Source organism: Bacillus cereus G9842 (genome assembly GCF_000021305.1).
GTDB classification, from domain to species: Bacteria; Bacillota; Bacilli; order Bacillales; family Bacillaceae_G; genus Bacillus_A; species Bacillus_A thuringiensis_S.
In genome coordinates this window covers 3,587,469-3,610,909 of the sequence record NC_011772.1, presented here as the reverse complement: position 1 = coordinate 3,610,909, position 23,441 = coordinate 3,587,469, and the positions used below count along the sequence as shown (strand labels likewise).

Here is a 23,441-nt window from a genome sequence, read left to right as displayed (position 1 = left end):
GTCGTGTCCTCTTATGAAATTTGTACATATTGTATGTATACGAAGTAAAAAAATTAATAGGAGATTTTATATGCAAAACAGATCGAGTTCAAATGTTACGTTAATTGATGTGTCTCATTGGGAAGGGAATATTGATTGGAATGCAGTGAAGGCATCTGGAATTCCAGCAGCGTATGCAAAAGCGACAGAAGGTGTAAATTACATTGATCCTACTTTTACTAAAAATGTACAAGCAGCCCGAAGTGCGAATGTATTAATTGGTGCATACCATTTTGCACGTCCAGAACAAAATGATGCAATTTCAGAGGCGAAATATTTTGTGAGTATATTACAAAGTAACCAGACAGACTTAATGCCAGTTCTGGATTTAGAATCACCAAAAGATCCGAGTAATAGTAATTTAACTGGTAGCGCTATATCGAATTGGGCAAGAAGCTTCATAAATTATGTGAAACAGGCTACTGGAAAAGATGTAATGTTATATACAGGAGTTTGGTATATTAATGAGTTCGGAATTAGCGGATTAAGTGATATTCCACTTTGGATTGCTAAATACTCGAGTACACCGCCTGCTGATGCTGGTGGATGGACAGCGTGGACAGCATGGCAGTACACAGATTCTGGACAAATTTCAGGTGTAGGAAATTGTGATGTATCAGCTGCAGTTTCACTAGAAGCTTTACAAGGGAATGGAGCAAGTGGTGGAGGGAATGTTTCTCCGCCTAATAATGCAACTCCAGTGTACGGGGTTGCTATAATTAATGGAGATAATGTGAATTTGAGAAGTGGACCATCTTTGCAGTCTAGTGTAATTCGCCAATTGAATCGTGGCGAAACATATGAAGTTTGGGGAGAACAAGATGGATGGCTTTGTTTAGGGACAAATCAGTGGGTATATAATGATCCGAGTTATATTCAGTATAAACATTATGTGGCGACTATTACTGGTGATAATGTAAATTTGCGTGATGCTCCATCATTAAAAGGAAATGTTATAAGACAGTTACATCATGGTGAATCGTATCGAGTATGGAGTAAGCAAGATGGATGGCTTTGCTTAGGGACAAATCAATGGATATACTACGATCCAAGTTATATTCAGTATGGTGTACAATAGAGTGAAAATAAAAGGTGCCCCGTCAGAGGTGCCTTTTATTAAAAATATACAACTTTTACAAAGTCTGTATCGAAACCATAGTATACTATAGTAGATATATTTATAAAAAATAATCGAAAATGAAATAAAGGGGTAAAAATATGAATTATGTGCTAATAGGTGCGGTTTTAATATTATTAGCTGTAGTATTTGTGCTGTTTTATAAAAATAAACAGTTAGAATCAGAGAGTCAGCAAGTAGAATTTGAAAAGAAACAAGCGATTGAAACGTATAAAAATGAAATTGCAGCTACGGTGATAGAGCATACAGAACAACAAAATAATTTGAAAAATATGGAACAGAAAAAATACAATGATTTACAAGTAAGTGCAAATAGAGAAATTGAAAATATGCGTATGATGAAAAATCAATTAGCTGTGCAGCATAGTAAAGAACGTAGTGAAATACAAAATAAACATAATAATGAAATACATATGTTTCAAAAATTAATTGCAAATTTACGAGAATATACTAAAAACGGCGCTGAAATGAATACGTACGAAACATTACATTATATGAAGCGAGGATTCATAGAGCAAGGCATCATATTAGATGCTGAAATTCAAATCATGCCGAATGTTTTTATTAAAAATAATAGTGAAATAAACGATAATCGAATCCATCATCTCATCTTGTGCAAAACTGGTATTTATCTACTTGAGACGAAAGAATGGGAAGAGAAATTAGTTCATGGTTTAACGAAAGAAAATGCTGGTATATATTCATTTATGATTGATGAAATGGGTAAGTATCAACAAGAAGTTGAAAAAGAAGAGACATTTGAATATATAGTAGGTAAAGATTCGTCAACTATACAAGTGAAAAATGAAGGGAATCCAGTATATAAGGCGAAGAAACTATCTCAAATTTTATACAATTGTTTGAAAGAAATGCAGACTAATAGTATAAAAGAAAAGGTAAAACCAGTTGTATATTTTTATAATGAAAATGGAAAAGAAATAATAGATCTTTCTAGTGAGGAAACACCTAGATTAAAAGATCGGGAGCAAATTGTAACGTTCTTCAGAAATGAAATCTTAGCAGGGAAAATAGTATATACAGTGCAAGAATTAGAACAGATTCGAGAAATGATTAGCAGGATGAATTATATAGTGAGTTAAAAGGGGGGATCTTTCTGAGCGCTATGCTACGTGGCATTTTGTATGTCTATTTTTGTTTGTATATAGTAATGTACATTCTATTTATATTCGTCATCGATATGATCCATATGCCCTTAAGTGTAAGGAGCATTTTTGTAGTATTCATACCATTTGTTTTATTAGTCATGGTTCAAAGGGTTATTTTATATGCTTCTAAAAATCGTAATGAAGAAAAGAAGCAAATGTCTGGGGTTTTAATAGTAGCACTCATACCATTAATAGTATGCACTGTACAACTAAGTGTAAATGAATATACGTCAAAGTTTAATCAAAATAGATGGTTAAATCATGCAGAGAAACGGATACATATGGTAGATGATCTATTAAAAAAATATAAATTAATAGGGAAATCAAATGAAGAAATTACACAATTGTTAGGCGCTTCAACGGACACGAGAAGTGGGGAAGAAGGAGTTATCACTTTGTATTATCTTGGGACTGAACGTGGCTTTATTCCAATAGATAGCGAACAGCTTGTTTTCCAATTTGATAGAGATGGAAAAGTCATGGAATATACGGTGCATAAAGATTAAAGAAATGTAGAGGGAAGCTATATGTTATAGCTTCTTTTTTATTTTTCAATATGTCACGGAAGGGGGAGAAGGTTTTTGAGTGGAATAAGGAATGAAAGCGGAGGTGATGCATATATATAGATGCATTGGGTGATTATTAGTCCGATTGGTGAGGGGTAATAATTAATAAGTACGGAAAAAACCCCCACTGATTAAAGTTTCATTTTATCATATTGTATAAATGAAAAGGAGGTAAGACGGTGAAAGCAATCCCGACTGATGTCCTGAGTAAAGAATTGATGGAAAGAGAAGGAGTTATCTCTATTACAGTAAAGGAATTTGAAAAGATAGAAGTAGCTGGAGTGGTGGTCGCTGGTCCAGCAGTTATTTTGATTAATCAAGATTAAGTACATATCATTGAAATAAAAAGCATCCGTCTAGGATGCTTTTTATTTGTATGTAAGGATAAATATGATGGATAATTGTGTTACTGGAGGGAAAGTCTGTGGCAATTATTATAACAATGTTAGTAATGGGTATTTTATTAGGATTTGTTGGAGCTGGAGGAGCTGGATTTATTATCGCGATACTCACTTTGGTATTCCAAATTCCTATTCATGTTGCTCTTGCAACATCTTTAACTGCAATGGCATTTACGACATTATCAGGTGTTGTAAGTCATTACCGTGAAGGCAATGTTGCACTTATTATAGGTGGGATTGTTGGGGGATTTGGCGCAATTGGCTCTTATATTGGTTCTAAATTTGGTTTACTTATACCAGCACATCTTCTTCATTGGTTTACAGCTGGGATGTTATTTTTATCGGCAATTTTTATGTTTATTAAATTAATTATGTTCCAAAAAAAAGAACAGTCGTCTTTATATAAACATAAAGAGTTTTCCGTGAAATACTTGTTGAAATGTGTATGCCTTGGATTAGTTACTGGAATGATGGCTGGTTCATTTGGGATTGGTTCTGCACCGTTTATTCAACTTGGATTAATGGTTCTATTGGGACTTACGATTCAGCAATCTGTAGGGACAACAATGCTTGTTATATTACCGATTGCAATTGGAGGCGGGCTAGGATATAGTTCGGAAGGATATTTAGATTATATATTGTTATTGCAAGTATTGATTGGGACCATGTTAGGGGCATACATTGGTGCGAAGTTTACAAATTATGCACCGCGAACGCTTTTGAGGTTTTCGATGATTATGACACCGGTTTTAGCTGGATGTATGCTATTGATGGAATAAAGTGAAATTATAATCAGCAGGGGGTTACTGCCTACAAATAGCGGGATAAAATTAATATAGCAAACTATTAATATATTTTACGAATGAATTATATAGGTAATTCATATTTCCCATATAAAAGGATTTGTTTTAATATTATGAGTGTAAAGTTCGAGTATTCGAAGTACTACTTGAATTATATCCCTATCCCTTTTCTAAAAATGCGAACAAGTTTTGCCCTATTCTATTCAATAGTTAATTGCATAGAAATATATTGTTCGATGACCATTATGGAACGTACATAATGGGAAAATCCCGATCCTTAAAGAGGATGCCCCTAATCTTCATGTGAAAATATGATCGGATATGAAAGCTGACCAATTTATGGTCAGCTTTCTTTTTGTTCGAAAATTATTTCTTCTTTAATTTCTGTTTGCAATAATACAGTTTTTCCGAAGCGACGTTTGCATTCCGCGCGCACTTTTTCAAGGGCTAGTAGCTGAGTAGTGGCGGGAACTGTGACAATAGCTTGGCGAGGTTTTCGATTTTCTTCACAAAAGACACATTCCACAACATAATTAGAAATCATATTTTCATCCTTCCAGTTTTAATTTCTAAGAAGGGATTGTCTATGAAGTTGATGTAACTTTTCGTCGTTGTTTTATTATTTTCCTCTTTTTTTCAAGGGGAAAATAATAAAGAAGGCGAATTTTAGTAGGGGAGGGATGTTTATGGAGAGATGGATAGGTAGTGCAGCGGTATGTGTAAATGAAAAAAATGAAGTTTTAATGGTATTGCAGGGCAAAGAGGGAGAAGAAAAAAGGTGGTCTGTCCCAAGTGGAGGACTTGAAAAGGGAGAGACACTAGAAGAATGTTGTATCAGGGAAGTTTGGGAAGAAACGGGTTACAATGTGGAAGTTGTAAATAAAATATATGAAAAAGAGGGTATTACATACGGAATTCCAGTGTATGTCCATTATTATTTTGTTAAACAAATAGGCGGTAATATGAAAATCCAAGATCCTGATGAGTTAATACATGAAATTGCTTGGAAAGGGATATATGAAGTTGAACAATTGTGTTTAGCTTTTCCAGAGGATTATGAATTGCTGTGCCAATATATAAATAAAGAAGCAAGTATGTAAATACTTGCTTCTTTAATGTATCCAAGACAAGAAAAGCGGAACGATAACCAAACTAGCGCCTGCTGTTAAAAGCATGGATAAACTTGCAATTGTTCCTTCCACAGGACCGATTTCGAATGCTTTTGATGTACCGGTTCCATTTGCGCTCGTTCCTAACATAATACCTTTTGCGATTGCTGTTTTAATACGGCAAATACGTATGAGAGAAGGACCGAGCAATGCTCCTGTTAAGGCAGTTAAAACGACAAATACAGCAGTTAATTGTGACATACCACCAATCATTTCTGAAATAGCCATTGCGATTGGTGTTGTTACGATATGTGGCGCTAAACTATGTTCTAGTGATGAATCAATTTGAAAATAATTTGCTAGTAGTGCTGAAGTAATGACTGATAAAAACGAACCGACAATGACATTAAGTAAGATAGCCATTCCATGTTTCTTTAATAAATCAAAGTATTTATAGATTGGCCATGCAAAAGCAACTGTTGCGGGTTTTAATAATTCAGTTAACCAGTGACCACCAGATTCATATGTTTCATAAGGTGTATCTAATCCGAGCAATAAAGCAATTAAAATAATGGGACAGACGAGAAGAGGAGAAAGTAGACTCCAATTCCAGCGTTGATACATTTTTTTTGATATCCAATATGTGAATAGTGTTAATAGTAAACAAAGAAATCCGATCATTGCGTTGATCCTTTCCGCTTTAGTAGCAATTCTGTTAAAAGTCCTGTAACTAAGGTAACGCAAAGAGTGCTAATCATAATAATTAAAATGAGATCGATTCCATATTGTGTTAGTGTATCTCTGTAACGTATGACAGCGACTGCAGAAGGGATGAAAAATAAAATAAGTTCTTTTAATAAAAAATCTGCTCCGTCCTGTATCCATTCTTTTTTAACTAGGTTAAATTTTAATGAAATTAATAATAAAAAAATACCGATTATACTTCCTGGAACTGGGAGGTGTGCCTGTTTTGCAATCCATTCACCTGTCCAAGCGAAACAAAATAGTAACAAAATTTGTCCGCTTAACTTCCACCATTTCATACAGTAACCACCTCTTTCTTTTTTTACATAAAAATTGTAAAAAAGAATTAACAATTTCTACTATACGTTCATTCAAAATATTTGTCTAATATATAAATTATATGTTATTAATATATTAGACATATTAATCGAAAGTGAAAAGGGTGTCCAAAAATGGAATTACGGCATTTGCAATATTTTGTTGTTGTGGCAGAAGAGTTACACTTTGGACGGGCGGCTGCTCGTTTACAAATGACACAGCCACCACTTAGTCAACAAATACAGCAATTAGAAAAAGAAATGGGAGTTACATTATTTTCAAGAACGAAAAGAAAGGTTGAACTAACAGAAGCAGGAGAAATGTTTTTAAAAGAAGTAAAAAAAGCGTTTGAACAAATTGAAAAAGCAGTAGAAGTTGCACAAAGTGCGCAAAGGGGAGAAGTGGGATCACTTTCAATTGGTTTTGTAGGTGCAGCGATATACGATATTTTACCATCAATTGTTAGGGAATATAGAAAGAAATTTCCGAGAGTGTCTGTTGCATTACATGAATTGTCAACACCAGATCAAGTTCATGCACTTCATGATAACCGTATTGATATTGGCTTTTTACGTCCGCCAATTCCAACACAATTATTAGAATTAGAGCCAATTCAAAGGTTATCTTGCACCTTATGTTTACCAAAGGCACATCCGCTTGCAGAGAAAGATGAAATACATATAGAAGATTTACGAGATGAGCCGTTTGTATTTATTACGAGACCAGTATGGCCAGCTTTATATGATACAATTTTATCTCTTTGCAGAGAAGTTGGATTTAGTCCGCGTATTGTACAAGAAGCAACAGAGTATCAAACAGTTATGGGGCTTGTAGCAGCAGGAATTGGAATTACAGTAATACCCGTGTCGGCAAATAAGTTATATAAAACAGAAGTTGTATATAAAGAGTTATATGATTCTAATTTTGTTGCAGAAATGTCAGTGGCTTACAAAAAAATGAATAGTAATCCAGAGCTACTAGAGTTTTTAAAAATTGCAAGAGAGAAGAAAAGAATAGAAGTAGAAGATGAGTAATAGTAGTAACAGAAAATGGATTTAATTCAGATTCATAAAAGTACACCTTATTAAACAATAAAGCGGAAATGCAACTTAAGTTGCATTTCCGCTTTATTGTTCTTTTTTTAGCTCGATACTAAATAGATAAACGTGTTCATTTTCTTTTAAGAGTAGATCAATGCCTGTTTCTTCATCAATGATAGGAACGATTACAGTTTCTTTACTGGTTTGGATTACAGCAGCTAAAATCGTTTTTTGATTGTATTTTAAATTTTTTATAGATTGGATTGTAGTAGTTGCAGAGCTATTTACGATTGGTGGCGCTTCTTCAGGAACAAGTGTTGCACCACCATTAATATTAATATACCATTGCCCTTTTTCTGGTACATCTTCATTAAAGTAGGGGTATGGCGATATGAAAGAGAGTTTTATTTTCTTTTCTAGAAAATGTGAGGTAGCAATGTAAGCAATTTCTTTTGTTTTTTTACCATTGTTATAATAATCAATTGTAGCATTTATTTCATCTTTATCATTTTTAAGCGTAATGTTATAAAACATGCTATTTCCTTCTTGAAAAGGAGTCATTTGTAAAATAGAAGCTTGCTCTTTTGTTAATTTGTATGGCTCAACAATGGCAACTTCATTGTTTTTTAGTGGGCTACAACTTGTGAGTAATAATAAAGACAAGATTGATAGTAATTTTATACGCATGCAATCTCCTCCTTTTTACAATTATATTCTAAATGTGATTTTTTTATCATTTCGTTTTCTAGGACTAAAGACTTAGAAGAAATTCCGATTGTAGTGCGATGTTTAAAATGTCATATTTTTATACACTAGTAGTATAGAATGCGTATGTAATAAGGTAGGGGAAGAATTTTATGTCTTTATGTCGGCTAGCGAGAAAAAATATTAGAACATTTGCTACCAAAAGGATGAAGCAATTTATTTGGATTGCTATGAGTACTATGATTTTGTTTTTTATGATATCGTTACAATTTAATGAAGGAGCCATTTGGAAAGTAGGGGATACATTTGTATTTCAAATGTATTTTTACACGCTGTTTATTGTACTAATTTTCATATGTATTTTTACTACATATCAAATGATGTACTCCCTTTTGCATGTGAGGAGAGAGGAGTTTACATCTTATGTAGCAGAAAATATGAAAAGAAAAGAAGTGCTATGTTTATTATTTCAGGAGCAATTATTCATTTATGGAGCAGCATTTGTTTTCGGATTAATTAATGGGATGCTATTTTTAAAATTATTTACGGTTATCTTTATGAAAATCGCAGGGATACAAGGAGTAAATAGTGCGCCAATTACAATATATGCAATAGTAGTAGTGAGTATAATTATGATTGTTATCCTTCTATTATCGATGGTGCAATGTTTTCGATTTGTTCAAAGTTTACAAGATAAAAATTCGTTGCATTTTAAGAAAAACAGAAACGTACGTTCTTTTTTGCTATAATATCCTTAACGAGGAGGTGAATAAAATGACAAAGGAAAATCCATCAAACTATAAAACTCTTCAAATTTGGATTAAAAAAGGGCATCGTATGTATTCTTATTTTCAAGAATGTTGTCATAACGCTAAGAATATGTATAACACCACAAACTTTTATATACGCCAGGTGTACACTGGATTAACACAAGAAAAAGAGTTGCAGCCTTTGCAAAAAGAAGTTCTGGATAATATTCATAAAAATATTGATAAGATGAATGACACACAACTCCTTGCCTATCGGAAGAAATTGGAAAAAGAGAAATTAAAGCCTAAAGAAGAACAGAAAGAGATTACATGTAATTTGTTTTCAGAACCTAATTTTGAAAAACCTTATGTAGATTACAACTTTCTAGATGCACTATTTAAGGCTATGATTCAAAATGATTATCGAGCTTTGCCTACGCAATGTAGCCAGTCAATCATGAAGGGTTTGTTCCAAAATTGGAAATCTTTTTTTGCTAGTTTAAAAGACTATAAAAAGAATCCAAACAAATATGCTGGAACGCCTAGGATTCCAAAGTATATTCGTTCTTCTGAAAAAGAGATTCTGTATACAAACCAAGATTGTATCATTAAAAACGGTAGATTTTTAAAGTTTCCAAAGACGAAATTACAATTAAATATTGGGAAACTAGGTTTCACTGAAGGTAAACTGAAACAAGTTCGTGTGATTCCAAAATACAATGAATATGTAGTGGAATTGGTAATTGATGTTCCTTCTGAACAACAAATGATTGAAGAGAATGCTCGTTATATGAGTATTGATTTAGGGATTGATAACCTTGCAACCATCGTAACAAACACAGGTATGAAACCTGTCCTTGTTAAGGGCAAACATGTCAAAAGCATAAATCAATATTACAACAAAATGAAGAGTCATTTTACAAGCATTCTTAGAAATGGAAAACAAACGAATGAAGGACCTTTTACTTCTAAAAGGATAGAAAAACTTCATCAAAAACGTTACTTGAAAATAAAAGACGTCTTCCATAAAGTTAGTCACCATATCGTAAAACTAGCTCAAGAAGAAGAAGTTTGTAAAATCGTTATTGGTCAAAACAAAAGTTGGAAACAAGAAACGAATATGGGAAAAAGAAATAACCAATCGTTTTGTCATATCCCGCACAATTTACTGATTCAAATGATTACATACAAAGCAAATGCTGTAGGCATTCAAGTTGTTGTAACTGAAGAATCATATACATCGAAAGCAAGTTTTCTGGATAACGACTTCATTCCAACGTATGGAGAAAATGACCAAAATACAACTTTTTCAGGAAAACGAATAGAGCGCGGCATATATCGTTCAGCAAATAAAACTTTAATTAATGCTGATGTAAATGCTGCGGCTAACATTTTACGAAAAGTAATCCCAAATGCATGGACAAATGGGATAGAGGGGTTAGGCGTGAAACAGCTCGCTAATGTGTTAACTCCTCTGACGTTAATCGTCCGTTAGGTCGAAACGTTAGAAACCCCCACTTCAAGCTTTGCTAAGTGGGGGAGTGTTCATTTTACACATAAAAATAATCATGTTACAGTGAAAAGACCTGACAAAGAATGGGAAGGAAAGGTTGTATAGAATGACAAATGAACAATCAATTGTAAAAGTCGATCGGTTAACGAAGCGAATTGGCTCAAAGACACTTGTACAAAATATTAGTTTTGAAGTGAAAAAAGGCGAGGTTGTCGGTTTACTCGGACCAAACGGTGCTGGAAAAACGACTTTAATGAGAATGATGGTTGGTATGATCCGTATGACAGAAGGTGAAGTATGGATTGATGGTCAATCTGTGAAACAGCAATTTGAAAAAACCGCTGCGAAAATTGGGGCGGTAATTGAGACACCCGAATTTTATCCTTTTTTGAGCGGGTATGAAAATTTAACATATTTCGGACGAATGAATGGTAATGTGACCGAAGAACGTATCGATGAAGTAGTGAAATTGTTAGGAATGGGACAAGTAATTAATCGTAAAGTAAAAGCATATTCACTTGGCATGAGACAACGTTTAGGAATCGCTCAGGCGCTTATTCACGATCCGGATGTGTTGGTACTAGATGAACCGACGAATGGATTAGACCCTAGTGGAATACATGAAATGAGAATGTACATAAAAAAAATTGCACATGAACAAGGAAAAGCTGTACTTGTATCGAGTCACTTACTTTCAGAAGTTGAATTAATGTGTGACAGAGTTATCATTATTCAGCACGGGGAATATGTGGCTACGCAAAACATTCAGCATAGTCAAAGTGAAGAGATGGAGACGATCCGTATACGTGTAGATGATGCGAATAAAGCAGCGGAAATGTTAGGGCATGATGTTTTAGTAAAAGATAATGAATTAATTATTAACGTAAAAGATGAAGAAATCCCAAATGTTATTCGTACATTGCTTGAGAAAAACATTCAAGTGTATCGTGTATATGAAGAAAGAAAAACGTTAGAAGAGCAATTTTTAGAATTAACAGGGGGAAAAGATATTGTTTAATTTAGTATATAACGAACTGTATAAAATATTTAAGCGGAAGCGAACGATTATTCCATTTGCGGTTATTGCAGTATTAATAATCGGATTAGGGTGGGTTACGGTAAAGTATTTTGAACCGGAAACAAAAGGATGGAAAGTAGATTATACAGAACGTACTGTAGAAATTGAGAAAAAGCTTGGCATGAAAAAAGAAGCTATTTTAGCAGAAAAATCAGGGGATGAGCTTGTAAAAGAATACCAGCTTAAGATGAAGCATTTAGATACGGATACAGCACCGGCAAGCAGTTCTCCACTTTCTTTCATGAGAGATACAGGTTTTATCGTATTTCCAATTTTGCTCCCATTTATCCTCGTGTATGCAAGTACAATTTTTGCGAATGAATATAGCTGGGGAACATATAAATTTTTAACAATCCGTCCGGCGAGTCGATTTAAAATTTTAACAGCAAAGTTTTTAGCAATCGTTATATTTGCAGCTTTATTGTTTATATTTAATATGATTTTCTCCGCTTTATGTGGACTTGTTATTTATAAATTCCAACAGCCTGCATGGAGTGAGTTTATTTTCCAAGATGGAAATATAATAAAACAAAATATTTTTGTGGAAGCAAGTAAATATTATGTTTTATCGTGGTTACCAACGGTTGTGTATGCATCGTTTGCATTTATGATTTCTGTGTTAACGAGATCTAGTGGAGGTGCAATTGGTATTTCACTATTCCTTGCTTTATCAGGCAATATTGCGTTATTAGCAGCCACTAGATATAACTGGGCGAAATATTTATTGCCAGCAAACACAGATTTATATAGTATTTCAAAGAATGGAAGTTTTATTGATGGAGTAACATTCCCGTTTGCATCATGTATGTTACTACTTTATTTGTTCGTATTTTTATGTATTTCATATACTGTGTTTTTAAAACGTGATTTAACTTAATAAGAAAAGCCGTTCAGGGTGCTGAGATGCACTTTGAACGGCTTTTTTTATGAGAATTGTTTAAGTGCTCTTTCGGCTAGTAAAGCAAAGTATTCGGCACTTATAGGCAGTGCCTCTTCATTAATTGTAAAAGCAGGATGATGCCATTCATGTGTACCGCTCGTTCCCATAAAGACGAATGAACCTGGTATTTCCTGTTGGTAAAATGAAAAATCTTCTCCAGCCATTGACGGACTAGGCGAGATGATATTAAGATTCATCTTTGTGGCAACGTGAGTAGATAAGTCTGTAAGAGCTTTATCGTTGTGAACAGCAGGAGGACCTGAATAAAAACGAAATTCCGTTTTTACACCTAATGCATCAGATACACCTTTAATAATACGCTCCATGAGTGCTGGGATCTTTTCACGTGTTTCAGCTTGGAACGTGCGAATAGTTCCTTCTAACGTAGCTTTTGCAGGAATCACGTTCCACGTATTTCCCGCATGAATATTTGTAACACTAACAACTGCATTATGAGATGAACTTATATTTCGGCTTACAATTGTTTGCAGTGCCATCACAATTTGAGAGGATGCGACAATAGGATCTACGCCAGCATCTGGTACAGCCGCGTGTGTACCAACTCCGTGAATTTCAATTTCAAATCGATCAACTCCGGCCATCAGTGGACCATCTTTAATGCCAATTGTACCTACTGATAAATCAGGTTTATTATGCATGCCGAAAATCGCTTGCACATTACGTAAATGTCCAGCATTAATAACTTTGCAAGCGCCATTACTACTTTCTTCAGCTGGTTGGAATATGAAGCGAACCGTTCCATTTAGGGAAGATTCTCTTTCTTTTAATAAGAAAGCAGTACCTAAAATAGCAGCTGTATGAAAATCGTGTCCACAAGCATGCATTTTCCCTGGTACTTTAGATGCATAGGACAAATGTGTTTCTTCTTGAATAGGAAGGGCATCAATATCAGCACGAACTGCTACAATTGGTCCGTTTTTATTACCAGACACTTCAGCGATAATTCCTGTTTCTAAATTGGAATCAATGATAGTAATGTTTTTTTCTTCTAACCAATTTTTTATTGCTTTTGTTGTTTCGAACTCTTCATATGATAGTTCTGGATACTCATGTAAATGTCGACGGATGGAAATAAGTTTTTCTTTTAGTTGATTTGAAATAGATACCATGTAGTATGCCTTCTTTCTTCAGCAAAATCTTTACTATAAGTATACAACAATAAAAGAGAGGATTTTCAAATGAAAATCCTCTCTCGTTCATGCTGCTATTTTTTTATGCGTATGATGTTTACGATAACGTCCGCGTCCACGCATTGCGTATGCAATTTGCGGGATTGCAATCCCGATTAAAATAAGTGATACACCGAACCATTGTGAAGATAGTACAGCCTCTTTTAAAACGAATACTGACATAATTGTTGTAACCGGTAGTTCCGCTGCACCAAGAATAGTCGCTAAGCCAGAACCGATTTTTGGAATTCCGATTGTAAAGGCAATAGATGGAATTACGATACTAAATGTTCCTAATCCTAAACCGTATTTCCAAAGACCTTGAGAAATGGCACCATTAAAAATAAATGTTGGTGGAAATACAATCATGACTAAAGTTAAAGCACCAGTCATTAAGAGAACACCGCGCGGTAATGAAGGTACTTCAACAGCAACTTTTCCGCTCACGAAAATGTATGTTGCGAATGTAACAGCAGATAATAAACCTAAAATGATTCCAGTCGTATCGAAAGCACCTGCTGATTGTTCTAGTAAACCACTGGATAAAAATGTCCCTACAAGTAAGAAAATAACAGAAATAACTTTTTCTCTTGAAGGTAATGTTTTTGTTGCGACTGCTTCAATGATAATTCCGACCCAAACGAATTGGAATAAAAGAATAATTGCAATAGAAGCTGGTACAGTTTTTAATGAAGCATAATAAAAAATTCCGGTAAAACTTGCAGATGTTCCTGCAACGAATAAAAGTAATGCTTGCTTTAAAGGAACGCGATGTCTAGAAAATAGAAGTGTAATAGCAAGCAAAATAATCCAACCGAACAAATATTGGCTGCCAATTACTTCTCCAAGTGAAAATCCTTCTGCATATGCAAGCTTAACAAAAATAGCTAAAATTCCATAACTACACGCTCCTAATAAAACTAAAAGAGAATAACGAAGCATGAAAAATTCCTCCCATCTATATGAAGTTGTTCCGTATCGAAAATATATAACTAGAGGGAAGTATACAAAATTAGAAATAAAGGGTCAAATGAAAGAAAAGTATGACATTTTATAGAATAATAATAAAAGTATGATATTTATGCATAATCTTGAAATTATTAATAGTAGAAGTATTATAAAATCAACTTTGCATTGTATAGAGACAGCATTTGAAAAAAATATTTTTTAAACCAATATGTAAATAGGCGTACTAGTAGCGTGCTAATTATTTGAGAAACTATGTTACCTTTGTTATGTTAATAACAATTAAAGGAGTTTCATAATCCATTTGAGTTTTTTCTATATAATAGAAGGAAATGAAAACGTTTTATTAGAAACTGTGGGGAAGTGTGGTTTTTCTTATTGCCACGTTGTAAAAGTGATTTCACGAATTGTTCATAGTATTTTTATGTGTTTTTGTTACAATATTTAGGGAGAGGAGTGGAATGATGCAAGATATTAGTATTTTTTTAGCGTTTGGCGCCGGGTTCTTATCATTTATTTCCCCATGTTGCTTACCGCTTTATCCGGCATTTTTATCGTACATAACAGGTATGTCGGTTTCTGAATTGAAAGAAGAAAATGCAATGCTTCGCAAAAGAAGTATGATACATACAGCGTTTTTCTTACTTGGATTTTCAATTATATTTATTGCAATTGGATTTGGTACAAGTTTTATTGGAGGAATCTTTACTGACTATAAAGATTTAATCAGACAGTTAGGTGGTATCTTTATCATCGTGTTCGGCTTAATTATTGTCGGGGTGTTTAAGCCGAAATTTTTAATGCAAGACCGTAAATTTACATTTAAAAATCGTCCAAGTGGCTATTTTGGATCAGTACTAATTGGATTAGCCTTTGCAGCAGGATGGACGCCATGTACCGGACCAATTCTAGTGTCCGTAATTGGATTAGCAGCAACAAACCCAGAATCTGCAATGATTTACATGATTGCTTACATACTTGGATTTGCTATCCCGTTTTTCGTACTGTCATTCTTTATTACGAAAATGTCTTGGATTAAAAGAAATAGTATGGCCTTCATGAAAATCGGAGGATATATTATGATTGTTATGGGTGTCTTCTTATACTTTAACTGGATGACGAAAATTATCGTATATTTCTCAAGTTTATTTGGTGGTTTTACCGGTTTTTAGTATTATTCTGCGAAAATGTTGGAAATACTAACGGAAAAGCATATAATGAAAGTATATTTTGCATATAGCCACAAAAAAGGATGAGAAAATATGAACATAGTTGTTTTATCCAGTATCGTTGCTGTTTGTATGGCTGTCGGTGCGATGTTTATTCGTTTAAAAGCAGCTAAGAAACCTGCAACATTGAAAAAAATTATACTTCCACCATTTTTTATGAGTACGGGCGCATTGATGTATGTTTTTCCTGAATTTCGATTAACTCCAGCAGAAATGTTAGAAGCAATTGGTGTCGGTTTGATTTTCTCTATTTTTCTTATTAAAACATCTAAATTTGAAATTAGAGGACAAGAGATTTATTTGAAGCGTTCAAAAGCCTTTGTTTTTATATTAATTGGATTACTTGTAGTGCGGATTGTATTTAAAACATACTTAAGCCAATCTCTTGATTTAGGACAACTTAGTGGCATGTTCTTCTTACTTGCGTTTGCGATGATTGTGTCATGGAGAATTGCAATGTATCGTTCCTTTACGAAATTACAGAAGGAAATGGAAAAAGAAGATGGTTTTTATAATGAAAAAGATATGAAGCTAACTTAAAAACTGTATATGTACCAAATAAAAAGACAGCGTCAAAGGCGCTGTCTTTTTTATCGAAAATAATATGAAGTTACTTTGCGAGTAAAGATTGATAGTTAGAATAATCAATCTTTTTTTCTTGTAGTTTTTTAATTAAAAATTTATGATCACGCTTTGGTGTGGCAATGATATATCCTTTAATAATTAAGTCTTGTGTAATTTGAGAGGCATTTTCTTGTAATGCAAGTTCCCCAATTTTGCCAGCGATTTTTGATTTTGCAACATCGCGAAATAGTTCTGGAACAGGACTTACAAGCTCTTCTAACAATTGTTTTTGTTCGTCAGCCCATAAATGTCTCGTTTTATTTATGTAGTGTTCTTCCCAATCCAAAATGGACATGCCGTCTTCTTTTGGTAATCGTTTTAAAAATTTTCTGAACATAAAGTATCCACCGATAGACATAAGTCCTAATAAAATAACCGTCCACAATACAATGAACCAACTGAACCATCCTTCGAGCAAGCATATCCCCCCTTAATGATTACGGTTTTCTTTTATTCATATTATATACAGTGAGATTAATAGAAAGCAAGAACGCTTGGTCATTTTGACCAAGCGTTATAGTTTAAACGAAGTATAGTTGTTCAACACATAAATTATTATTATCGTCTTCAACATACTCAATAATAAGTGTGCCAACTTTACGATCTTTATCTTCAGTTGTGAAAATAGAGTAAGAAGTAAAACGTGTTTTTGATAGGCCGCTTATATGTGTAGGTAAAGAAATGTAGTCGTTATCGCGGAAGAATTCCATCAGTTCAATATCCTCAAATTCTTTTCGGTCAACTTGTTTGTTTGTATAGCGGCGTTGAAGTTGTTTTAAAGATTCATTCCAAGAAATTGCTTTTGTGTCGTATACCATTGTTCTATCTCCTTACTGTATGTAATTATTAAGAACATACGTTCCAATCTAGTATACTCTTTTTATTAGAAAAGGGAAAGCAAAAAATAATGTAAGCTTGGATTTCCAAGCTTACATTATTGATGCGTCCGTCATAATCTCTATTTTTCATTATAAGTTAGATAAGAATAAGAAACAAGATGATATATATAATGTTGAGAGTTTTCAAATTTCTGTATATTATAGGTGTACTAAAGTGTAAGGGAATGAGAGGCATGGCATACGTAATTTCACTGCAAGGGCCGATGGCAAGCGGAAAAACAACATTGGCTAAAAGATTAGAAGAGAGAGGATATTCGGTTATATATGAAAATCCTTATCCAATTGTAGAAAAGCGAAAGCAATTAAATTTGGATGTGAATTCAAAAGAAGGGTTTATCATAAATCAAAAAATGTTTATCGAAGTAAAAATAAAGGAGTTTCAAAATGTGAAAGATTCAGTTGTTATTTTTGATCGTGGACCTGAAGATATTGAATTTTATACACTTTTTTATCCAATGATTATAGGGAAAGAGTGGGATATAGAAACTGGATTGAAAGATGAATTATATAAATTAAGAGAATGTCGTTCAGATGCTATTTTTTATTTAGATGTGACGAAAAAGAATGTATATGATAGAAAAAATAACGATAGGACAAGAAAACGAAGTACATTTGATGAGCAATTTAAATTAGTAGAAACGGAAAAAGATTGGTATAGACAATTTCCTGTAACTTATTTGGACACGAATAGATTAACAGTGGACGAATTAGAGGCATATTTTATGAGATGGTTGAAGGAGAAAGCGTTATGAAAAAAATACTTTTATTCGTATATCCAACATTTGCGGAGTTTGAAATAACGGTAGCTACAGCATTGCTGAAAAAGAAATATGACATCATTACAGTAGGTTTAACTAAGGAATTGGTTATAAGTGAAACTGGGTTGCAAGTGCAGCCGCATATAGAAGTAAGTGAAGTACGTGTAGATGAGTATGAGGGGATACTTATTCCAGGTGGAGAAGAAGTACAGTTAAAAGATGCAAAAACTCTTTTTTCAATCATTCGGCAATTTCATGAACAAGAAAAATTAGTGGCGGCAATTTGCGCTGGACCGTATGCGCTAGCAAAAGCAGGCTTATTTAAGGGGATTTCTTATACTGCGACTATAGATTATCAAAAATTCGATTGTTTTCCAGTAAAAAATTTTGTGTATGAAGAAGTTGTGAAACATTCAAATATTATTACAGCACAGGGGCATGCATTTGTAGCATTTGGAATAGTGATTGCCTCTTATTTTGGAGTGGCAGACGAACATAATACAAATTTTTATTGTGGTAAAGGCAATGTAGTAATGGAGAAACTTTTACGAGAAAACGTGTAAAAGCTAGCAAATGCTAGCTTTTTTCTTTTTTACACCGATAAATTACTAACGTTTTTGGATCGCGCCATATACCGTTATGGAGAGATAATTCCTTGTTGATTTCTTCTGTTAGCCATTCTTTCATCTCGGCTTGAAGATACATATTATCGGGTATATTTAGCGATGGAAACATGCTAGAAATATAGTTTACTATTGGGGTAGCATGATGAAAAACGAGCGCATTATGAATAACTGTTTCTTCAACAGTTGGAAAAACGGATTGTAATATCTCTTTACCGTTTTCTAAACAAAATGGAGTGACTGATGATGTTGTTTTCGGTAAATCAAATGCGTCTAACATGCGGTTACACATTTCAATTATACGAGGTAGTGTATCGTTAGAATTTGTTGTAGCTAAAAGTGAGCCGCCGGGACGAATTACTTTATGTAATCCTTGAATTGTTGTTTCAACGTCTTTCACATGGTATAACATATGTCTTGCAATTATTAGGTCATAACAATTTGTTTCAAAAGGAAGTTTATTAGCATCCCCTCGTTTCCATTCTATTAAGTTATTCGTCTTAGCAGCTTGAGCAAGCATAGCTTCGGATTGATCCAACCCGGTTAATGGGCCTTTATGACCATTTGTTTGTAAAAGGGAAAGGAATTTTCCACTAGCGCACCCAACCTCTAATATGCTTTCTTCCCCTTGAAGTTGTAAATGTTCAATAACGATTTCATCTAAATTCACTTGTTTTTCTTCGTAATGTTTATGCGTATCGATACGTGTTTGTAAATTGTTACTGACGCTATATTGCCGTTTTACATCATTCATTTTTTCACATTCCACCTTCGTGCAAAATTGCTGAATCGCATGTGTTAATACGTCGGTTTTCTTTAAACCTTCATATTGAAGTGCAGATTCAAACCTTTCAAGTAATTTTTCTTCAATTCGAAAATGAATATCTTTTCGCTTCGTCATTGAAATATCGCCCCTTTGCATCTGTTAGTGAGACTATAGCACGTCTGAAAAATTTGTGTAAATCATTTGTGTACACAAATGGAGGAGATGAAAAAAATGTTTGAATGTGAGTTTAAACTATTGACGATTTAACCGTTTTCATATATTCTTAAATTAAGAAATATTCAAATAATTAAAAGAAATGAGAGAGTCACATGCTTCTCCAAGGAACACATCGAATTGGTCGTATGGCCATGTTGTTGGCACTTGCGGATGAGAATGAAAGCCCTGTATTATCTATTCCAAAAGGTTGGAAGTATTGTACGGGGAAAGTGGGTTCGATGAATTCGCAAAAAGTTGTAGCAGCAATGGAAACAGCGGCTAAGAGCAACCAAGTTATTGAAACAGATGTTTACAGAGAAACACATGCACTTTATCATGCAATTATGGAAGCATTGTACGGAGTGACGAGAGGTCAAATTCAGTTAGCAGACGTTCTTCGTACAGTAGGACTTCGATTTGCGATTGTGCGCGGTAGACCATACGACGGAAAAAAAGAAGGCGAATGGGTTGCTGTTGCGCTATATGGAACGATTGGTGCACCTGTAAAAGGATCTGAGCATGAGGCGATTGGTTTAGGAATTAATCACATATGATTTGCCCATAGTCTATTAGTTAGAAGGGGGCCTTACTTTTTTAGGACAGAAGTCTGTCTTAAAAAGATAAGGTCCCCTTTTGCCTTTTTAAGGAGGAAAAAAAGAATGATTACGTTAACAGGACACACATTGACAATTGAAGAAATGAAGAGATTGTTACTTGAAGGGGAAGGTGTAACAGCCTGTCCAACTAGTATGCAAAAGGTGGCGGAGTGCCGCGAAGTTGTTGAGAAAATTGTCGAGGACGGAAAAGTCGTTTATGGTATTACAACTGGATTTGGAAAGTTCAGTGATGTGCTTATTCAAAAAGATGATGTAAAGGCACTTCAACACAATTTAATTCAGTCACATGCATGCGGTATAGGCGATCCATTCCCTGAAGAAGTATCACGCGGTATGTTAATTTTACGAGCGAACACGATGCTTAAAGGAGTATCTGGTGTTAGACCGCTTGTTGTAAATATGCTTCTTGAGTTTGTAAATCGTAAAATTCACCCAGTTGTCCCGCAACAAGGTTCACTTGGTGCAAGTGGAGATTTAGCACCTTTATCTCATCTCGCTCTCGTATTATTAGGCGAAGGTGAAGTGTTCTATAAAGGGAAACGCGTTCATGCAATGGTTGCTCTTACAGAAGAAGGGCTTGAGCCAATTGAACTTGAAGCGAAAGAAGGTCTTGCGTTAATTAATGGTACGCAGGCGATGACAGCACAAGGAGTTCTTTCTTATATAGAGGCAGAAGCAACGGCGTATCAAGCTGAACTAATTGCTTCGATGACAATTGAAGGGTTACAAGGCATTATTGATGCATTTGATGAAAATGTTCATAAAGCACGTGGTTATAAAGAGCAAGTAGATGTAGCAAGCAGAATTCGTGACATTCTTCATGATAGTAAGTTAACAACAAAACAAGGAGAACTACGTGTACAGGATGCCTATTCACTTCGCTGTATCCCGCAAGTACACGGTGCTTCTTGGCAAGTTTTGAATTATGTGAAAGAAAAATTAGAAATTGAAATGAATGCAGCAACGGATAATCCGCTAATCTTTGATGGCGGAGAAAAAGTAATTTCGGGCGGGAATTTCCATGGTCAACCGATTGCGTTTGCGATGGACTTCTTAAAAGTAGGAATGGCGGAACTTGCAAATATTTCGGAGCGTCGTATTGAGCGTTTAGTAAATCCGCAATTAAATGATTTACCTCCATTTTTAAGTCCAGAACCAGGACTTCAGTCTGGTGCAATGATTATGCAGTATGCAGCAGCATCACTTGTTTCTGAGAATAAAACGTTAGCACATCCAGCGAGTGTAGATTCAATCCCGTCGTCAGCTAACCAAGAAGATCATGTAAGTATGGGAACAATTGCTTCACGCCATGCACATCAAATTATTCAAAATGCAAGACGTGTTCTTTCAATTGAGATGATTTGTGCAATGCAAGCAGCAGAATATCGTGGTATTGAAAACATGAGTACAGTGACGAAGAGCTTCTACCATCAAGGTCGTCAGCAAGTACCTTCTATTACAAATGACCGTATATTCTCAACGGATATTGAAAATATTGCGCATTGGTTAAAAACGAATTATTCGATAAAAGAAAGATTAGATGTAAACGCAGCACTATAAAATGAGAAAAGGGAGAGATTGAAATGGAAAAAGTACAACAAACAATTCGCGCGCCAAGAGGTACAGAGTTACAAACGAAAGGGTGGGTGCAAGAAGCTGCACTTCGTATGTTAATGAACAATTTAGATCCTGAAGTTGCTGAAAAACCAGAAGAATTAGTTGTATATGGCGGAATTGGCCGTGCAGCTCGTAACTGGGAAAGCTACAATGCAATTGTAGATTCATTAAAAACGTTAGAAAGCGATGAAACGTTACTTGTTCAATCAGGAAAACCAGTTGCCATTTTTAAATCACATGAAGATGCACCGCGCGTTCTGTTAGCGAACTCAAACTTAGTACCAAAATGGGCGAATTGGGATCACTTCCGAGAACTAGAGAAAAAAGGACTTATGATGTACGGACAAATGACAGCTGGTAGCTGGATTTACATTGGAACACAAGGGATTCTACAAGGAACATATGAAACATTTGGTGAGGCAGCTCGTCAACATTTCGATGGTTCATTAAAAGGTACATTAACACTTACTGCTGGTTTAGGTGGTATGGGTGGTGCACAACCTCTTGCTGTAACGATGAATGGCGGTGTTGTCATTGCTATTGATGTAGATAAGCGCAGCATCGATCGTCGTATTGAAAAGAGATATTGTGATAAGTATACAGAATCATTAGAAGAAGCATTGGCTATTGCAAACGAGTATAAAGAGAAGAAAGAGCCTATTTCAATTGGATTATTAGGTAATGCAGCAGAAATTTTACCTGAGTTAGTAAATCGTAATATTATCCCTGACTTAGTTACGGACCAAACATCTGCTCATGATCCATTAAACGGTTATATTCCAGTAGGTTATACGTTAGAAGAGGCAGCGAAACTTCGTGAAGAAGACCCAGAACGTTACGTACAATTATCAAAAGAAAGTATGACAAAGCACGTAGAAGCAATGCTTGCGATGCAAGAAAAAGGCGCAATTACATTTGATTATGGAAATAACATTCGCCAAGTTGCTTTCGATGAAGGTTTGAAAAATGCTTTCGATTTCCCAGGATTTGTTCCAGCATTTATTCGTCCATTATTCTGTGAAGGAAAAGGACCATTCCGCTGGGTAGCTCTTTCTGGTGATCCAGAAGATATTTATAAAACAGATGAAGTAATTTTACGAGAATTCGCTGACAATGAGCATTTATGTAACTGGATTCGTATGGCGCGTCAACAAGTGGAGTTCCAAGGGCTTCCATCACGTATTTGTTGGCTAGGTTACGGTGAGCGTGCGAAGTTTGGCCGCATCATTAATGAAATGGTGGCAAATGGTGAATTATCAGCACCGATCGTTATTGGTCGTGACCATTTAGATTGCGGTTCAGTAGCATCTCCAAACCGTGAAACAGAAGCGATGAAAGACGGTAGTGATGCAGTAGCAGACTGGCCAATTTTAAATGCATTAATTAATAGTGTAAACGGTGCGAGTTGGGTATCTGTTCACCACGGTGGCGGCGTTGGTATGGGTTATTCACTTCACGCTGGAATGGTTATTGTTGCAGATGGAACAGAAGCAGCAGCAAAACGTATTGAGCGCGTATTAACTTCTGACCCTGGTATGGGTATTGTTCGTCACGTTGATGCAGGATATGACTTAGCAGTGGAAACTGCGAAAGAAAAAGGCGTTAACATTCCAATGATGAAATAAGG

28 protein-coding genes are annotated in these 23,441 nt (G+C 34.9%); 19 read left to right on the top strand and 9 right to left on the bottom strand.

The features are described from left to right. The first annotated feature begins 70 nt into the window (after window positions 1-70). From BCG9842_RS18020 to BCG9842_RS18000, 5 genes are all read left to right on the top strand, one after another. Window positions 71-1,117 (top strand): GH25 family lysozyme, encoded by a 1,047-nt coding sequence (locus BCG9842_RS18020; RefSeq protein WP_001181414.1) that lies wholly within the window; start codon window positions 71-73, stop codon window positions 1,115-1,117. Between the two features lie 140 nt (window positions 1,118-1,257). After that, window positions 1,258-2,277 (top strand): NERD domain-containing protein, encoded by a 1,020-nt coding sequence (locus BCG9842_RS18015; protein ID WP_001110282.1) that lies wholly within the window; start codon window positions 1,258-1,260, stop codon window positions 2,275-2,277. Window positions 2,278-2,300: 23 nt separating this feature from the next. Then, on the top strand, window positions 2,301-2,849 hold the full coding sequence (locus BCG9842_RS18010; RefSeq protein WP_000943747.1) for a hypothetical protein: 549 nt from the start codon (window positions 2,301-2,303) through the stop codon (window positions 2,847-2,849). Window positions 2,850-3,088: 239 nt separating this feature from the next. After that, entirely contained in the window at window positions 3,089-3,235 is a 147-nt protein-coding gene (locus BCG9842_RS18005) for a BC1881 family protein (RefSeq protein ID WP_000644411.1), read from the top strand. A gap of 98 nt (window positions 3,236-3,333) precedes the next feature. Beyond that, entirely contained in the window at window positions 3,334-4,089 is a 756-nt protein-coding gene (locus tag BCG9842_RS18000) for a sulfite exporter TauE/SafE family protein (RefSeq protein ID WP_000974663.1), read from the top strand. Window positions 4,090-4,456: 367 nt separating this feature from the next. Here the strand turns inward: BCG9842_RS18000 and BCG9842_RS17995 are convergent, their stop codons facing one another. After that, window positions 4,457-4,657, bottom strand: coding sequence for a DUF3903 domain-containing protein (locus BCG9842_RS17995; RefSeq protein ID WP_000625226.1), 201 nt, complete (start codon window positions 4,655-4,657; stop codon window positions 4,457-4,459). A 142-nt stretch (window positions 4,658-4,799) separates the two neighbouring features. Here BCG9842_RS17995 and BCG9842_RS17990 point away from each other — a divergent pair, with 142 nt between their 5' ends. After that, a complete protein-coding gene (locus BCG9842_RS17990; protein ID WP_000442974.1) occupies window positions 4,800-5,213 on the top strand; it encodes an NUDIX hydrolase in 414 nt (137 codons plus the stop codon). Window positions 5,214-5,225: 12 nt separating this feature from the next. Here the strand turns inward: BCG9842_RS17990 and BCG9842_RS17985 are convergent, their stop codons facing one another. Then, window positions 5,226-5,903, bottom strand: coding sequence for an LrgB family protein (locus tag BCG9842_RS17985; protein WP_000578954.1), 678 nt, complete (start codon window positions 5,901-5,903; stop codon window positions 5,226-5,228). Next, window positions 5,900-6,265, bottom strand: coding sequence for a CidA/LrgA family holin-like protein (locus BCG9842_RS17980; RefSeq protein ID WP_000872365.1), 366 nt, complete (start codon window positions 6,263-6,265; stop codon window positions 5,900-5,902). Before BCG9842_RS17980 ends, BCG9842_RS17985 begins: the two co-directional genes overlap by 4 nt. 153 nt (window positions 6,266-6,418) lie before the next feature. Between BCG9842_RS17980 and alsR the strand changes: the two genes are divergently transcribed. Then, window positions 6,419-7,318 (top strand): acetoin biosynthesis transcriptional regulator AlsR, encoded by a 900-nt coding sequence (gene alsR / locus BCG9842_RS17975; protein WP_000423234.1) that lies wholly within the window; start codon window positions 6,419-6,421, stop codon window positions 7,316-7,318. Between the two features lie 93 nt (window positions 7,319-7,411). Here alsR and BCG9842_RS17970 read toward each other — a convergent pair whose 3' ends face one another. Then, entirely contained in the window at window positions 7,412-8,011 is a 600-nt protein-coding gene (locus BCG9842_RS17970; RefSeq protein WP_001220622.1) for a hypothetical protein, read from the bottom strand. Window positions 8,012-8,181: 170 nt separating this feature from the next. Between BCG9842_RS17970 and BCG9842_RS17965 the strand changes: the two genes are divergently transcribed. From BCG9842_RS17965 to BCG9842_RS17950, 4 genes are all read left to right on the top strand, one after another. Continuing rightward, complete coding sequence (locus BCG9842_RS17965) at window positions 8,182-8,778, top strand: FtsX-like permease family protein (RefSeq protein ID WP_000050615.1); 597 nt, start codon at window positions 8,182-8,184, stop codon at window positions 8,776-8,778. 25 nt (window positions 8,779-8,803) lie between these two features. Next, the gene (locus BCG9842_RS17960) at window positions 8,804-10,273 is read left to right on the top strand and encodes an RNA-guided endonuclease InsQ/TnpB family protein (RefSeq protein WP_000159708.1); all 1,470 of its coding nucleotides are present in this window, start codon (window positions 8,804-8,806) and stop codon (window positions 10,271-10,273) included. A 124-nt stretch (window positions 10,274-10,397) separates the two neighbouring features. Then, entirely contained in the window at window positions 10,398-11,309 is a 912-nt protein-coding gene (locus BCG9842_RS17955; protein WP_000180626.1) for an ABC transporter ATP-binding protein, read from the top strand. Further along, window positions 11,302-12,246, top strand: a complete 945-nt coding sequence (locus tag BCG9842_RS17950) for an ABC transporter permease (RefSeq protein WP_000482759.1) — start codon at window positions 11,302-11,304, stop codon at window positions 12,244-12,246. Before BCG9842_RS17955 ends, BCG9842_RS17950 begins: the two co-directional genes overlap by 8 nt. A 47-nt stretch (window positions 12,247-12,293) precedes the next feature. Here the strand turns inward: BCG9842_RS17950 and BCG9842_RS17945 are convergent, their stop codons facing one another. After that, window positions 12,294-13,439 (bottom strand): M20 peptidase aminoacylase family protein, encoded by a 1,146-nt coding sequence (locus BCG9842_RS17945; RefSeq protein WP_000253664.1) that lies wholly within the window; start codon window positions 13,437-13,439, stop codon window positions 12,294-12,296. Window positions 13,440-13,526: 87 nt separating this feature from the next. Then, entirely contained in the window at window positions 13,527-14,441 is a 915-nt protein-coding gene (locus BCG9842_RS17940; RefSeq protein WP_000947042.1) for an EamA family transporter, read from the bottom strand. Between the two features lie 322 nt (window positions 14,442-14,763). On the opposite strand from BCG9842_RS17940, the gene BCG9842_RS31955 reads away from it, so the two are divergent. From BCG9842_RS31955 to BCG9842_RS17930, 3 genes are all read left to right on the top strand, one after another. Beyond that, window positions 14,764-14,913, top strand: coding sequence for a peptidase T (locus BCG9842_RS31955; protein ID WP_074790237.1), 150 nt, complete (start codon window positions 14,764-14,766; stop codon window positions 14,911-14,913). Window positions 14,914-14,929: 16 nt separating this feature from the next. Beyond that, window positions 14,930-15,637 carry a cytochrome c-type biogenesis protein CcdA gene (gene ccdA, locus BCG9842_RS17935; protein WP_001152674.1) on the top strand — a complete coding sequence of 236 codons (708 nt, stop codon included), beginning with the start codon at window positions 14,930-14,932 and terminating at the stop codon, window positions 15,635-15,637. Window positions 15,638-15,727: 90 nt separating this feature from the next. Beyond that, window positions 15,728-16,234 carry a CcdC family protein gene (locus tag BCG9842_RS17930; protein ID WP_001028640.1) on the top strand — a complete coding sequence of 169 codons (507 nt, stop codon included), beginning with the start codon at window positions 15,728-15,730 and terminating at the stop codon, window positions 16,232-16,234. Window positions 16,235-16,304: 70 nt separating this feature from the next. Here BCG9842_RS17930 and BCG9842_RS17925 read toward each other — a convergent pair whose 3' ends face one another. Together BCG9842_RS17925 and BCG9842_RS17920 are read right to left on the bottom strand one after the other, a co-directional pair. Beyond that, the gene (locus tag BCG9842_RS17925) at window positions 16,305-16,736 is read right to left on the bottom strand and encodes a DUF2621 domain-containing protein (RefSeq protein WP_000889371.1); all 432 of its coding nucleotides are present in this window, start codon (window positions 16,734-16,736) and stop codon (window positions 16,305-16,307) included. A 103-nt stretch (window positions 16,737-16,839) separates the two neighbouring features. Continuing rightward, the gene (locus BCG9842_RS17920; RefSeq protein ID WP_000262400.1) at window positions 16,840-17,136 is read right to left on the bottom strand and encodes a hypothetical protein; all 297 of its coding nucleotides are present in this window, start codon (window positions 17,134-17,136) and stop codon (window positions 16,840-16,842) included. A 254-nt stretch (window positions 17,137-17,390) separates the two neighbouring features. On the opposite strand from BCG9842_RS17920, the gene BCG9842_RS17915 reads away from it, so the two are divergent. Beyond that, window positions 17,391-17,969, top strand: a complete 579-nt coding sequence (locus BCG9842_RS17915) for an AAA family ATPase (protein WP_000332115.1) — start codon at window positions 17,391-17,393, stop codon at window positions 17,967-17,969. Beyond that, a complete protein-coding gene (locus tag BCG9842_RS17910) occupies window positions 17,966-18,538 on the top strand; it encodes a DJ-1/PfpI family protein (protein ID WP_000722190.1) in 573 nt (190 codons plus the stop codon). The genes BCG9842_RS17915 and BCG9842_RS17910 overlap by 4 nt, the downstream gene beginning before the upstream one ends. 13 nt (window positions 18,539-18,551) lie before the next feature. On the opposite strand, the gene BCG9842_RS17905 is transcribed toward BCG9842_RS17910, so the two are convergent. Then, complete coding sequence (locus BCG9842_RS17905) at window positions 18,552-19,499, bottom strand: class I SAM-dependent methyltransferase (protein WP_000166776.1); 948 nt, start codon at window positions 19,497-19,499, stop codon at window positions 18,552-18,554. 194 nt (window positions 19,500-19,693) lie between these two features. On the opposite strand from BCG9842_RS17905, the gene hutP reads away from it, so the two are divergent. The 3 genes from hutP (at window position 19,694) to hutU (ending at window position 23,439) form a co-directional block, all read left to right on the top strand. Continuing rightward, complete coding sequence (gene hutP, locus BCG9842_RS17900; RefSeq protein WP_000926515.1) at window positions 19,694-20,134, top strand: hut operon transcriptional regulator HutP; 441 nt, start codon at window positions 19,694-19,696, stop codon at window positions 20,132-20,134. Between the two features lie 105 nt (window positions 20,135-20,239). Further along, window positions 20,240-21,757 (top strand): histidine ammonia-lyase, encoded by a 1,518-nt coding sequence (hutH, locus tag BCG9842_RS17895; protein WP_000631844.1) that lies wholly within the window; start codon window positions 20,240-20,242, stop codon window positions 21,755-21,757. Between the two features lie 23 nt (window positions 21,758-21,780). Then, window positions 21,781-23,439, top strand: a complete 1,659-nt coding sequence (hutU, locus tag BCG9842_RS17890; protein ID WP_000416937.1) for a urocanate hydratase — start codon at window positions 21,781-21,783, stop codon at window positions 23,437-23,439. Window positions 23,440-23,441 lie beyond the last annotated feature (2 nt).

Excerpts from the sequence above, each read along its gene's own strand:
- BCG9842_RS18020 (WP_001181414.1), top strand. The coding sequence starts at position 71 with ATGCAAAACAGATCGAGTTCAAATGTTACGTTAATTGATGTGTCTCAT.
- BCG9842_RS18015 (WP_001110282.1), top strand. The coding sequence starts at position 1,258 with ATGAATTATGTGCTAATAGGTGCGGTTTTAATATTATTAGCTGTAGTA.
- BCG9842_RS18010 (WP_000943747.1), top strand. The coding sequence starts at position 2,301 with ATGCTACGTGGCATTTTGTATGTCTATTTTTGTTTGTATATAGTAATG.
- BCG9842_RS17995 (WP_000625226.1), bottom strand. The coding sequence starts at position 4,657 with ATGATTTCTAATTATGTTGTGGAATGTGTCTTTTGTGAAGAAAATCGA.
- BCG9842_RS17990 (WP_000442974.1), top strand. The coding sequence starts at position 4,800 with ATGGAGAGATGGATAGGTAGTGCAGCGGTATGTGTAAATGAAAAAAAT.
- BCG9842_RS17985 (WP_000578954.1), bottom strand. The coding sequence starts at position 5,903 with ATGATCGGATTTCTTTGTTTACTATTAACACTATTCACATATTGGATA.
- BCG9842_RS17980 (WP_000872365.1), bottom strand. The coding sequence starts at position 6,265 with ATGAAATGGTGGAAGTTAAGCGGACAAATTTTGTTACTATTTTGTTTC.
- alsR (WP_000423234.1), top strand. The coding sequence starts at position 6,419 with ATGGAATTACGGCATTTGCAATATTTTGTTGTTGTGGCAGAAGAGTTA.
- BCG9842_RS17970 (WP_001220622.1), bottom strand. The coding sequence starts at position 8,011 with ATGCGTATAAAATTACTATCAATCTTGTCTTTATTATTACTCACAAGT.
- BCG9842_RS17965 (WP_000050615.1), top strand. The coding sequence starts at position 8,182 with ATGTCTTTATGTCGGCTAGCGAGAAAAAATATTAGAACATTTGCTACC.
- BCG9842_RS17960 (WP_000159708.1), top strand. The coding sequence starts at position 8,804 with ATGACAAAGGAAAATCCATCAAACTATAAAACTCTTCAAATTTGGATT.
- BCG9842_RS17955 (WP_000180626.1), top strand. The coding sequence starts at position 10,398 with ATGACAAATGAACAATCAATTGTAAAAGTCGATCGGTTAACGAAGCGA.
- BCG9842_RS17945 (WP_000253664.1), bottom strand. The coding sequence starts at position 13,439 with ATGGTATCTATTTCAAATCAACTAAAAGAAAAACTTATTTCCATCCGT.
- BCG9842_RS17940 (WP_000947042.1), bottom strand. The coding sequence starts at position 14,441 with ATGCTTCGTTATTCTCTTTTAGTTTTATTAGGAGCGTGTAGTTATGGA.
- ccdA (WP_001152674.1), top strand. The coding sequence starts at position 14,930 with ATGCAAGATATTAGTATTTTTTTAGCGTTTGGCGCCGGGTTCTTATCA.
- BCG9842_RS17930 (WP_001028640.1), top strand. The coding sequence starts at position 15,728 with ATGAACATAGTTGTTTTATCCAGTATCGTTGCTGTTTGTATGGCTGTC.
- BCG9842_RS17920 (WP_000262400.1), bottom strand. The coding sequence starts at position 17,136 with ATGGTATACGACACAAAAGCAATTTCTTGGAATGAATCTTTAAAACAA.
- BCG9842_RS17915 (WP_000332115.1), top strand. The coding sequence starts at position 17,391 with ATGGCATACGTAATTTCACTGCAAGGGCCGATGGCAAGCGGAAAAACA.
- BCG9842_RS17910 (WP_000722190.1), top strand. The coding sequence starts at position 17,966 with ATGAAAAAAATACTTTTATTCGTATATCCAACATTTGCGGAGTTTGAA.
- BCG9842_RS17905 (WP_000166776.1), bottom strand. The coding sequence starts at position 19,499 with ATGACGAAGCGAAAAGATATTCATTTTCGAATTGAAGAAAAATTACTT.
- hutP (WP_000926515.1), top strand. The coding sequence starts at position 19,694 with ATGCTTCTCCAAGGAACACATCGAATTGGTCGTATGGCCATGTTGTTG.
- hutH (WP_000631844.1), top strand. The coding sequence starts at position 20,240 with ATGATTACGTTAACAGGACACACATTGACAATTGAAGAAATGAAGAGA.
- hutU (WP_000416937.1), top strand. The coding sequence starts at position 21,781 with ATGGAAAAAGTACAACAAACAATTCGCGCGCCAAGAGGTACAGAGTTA.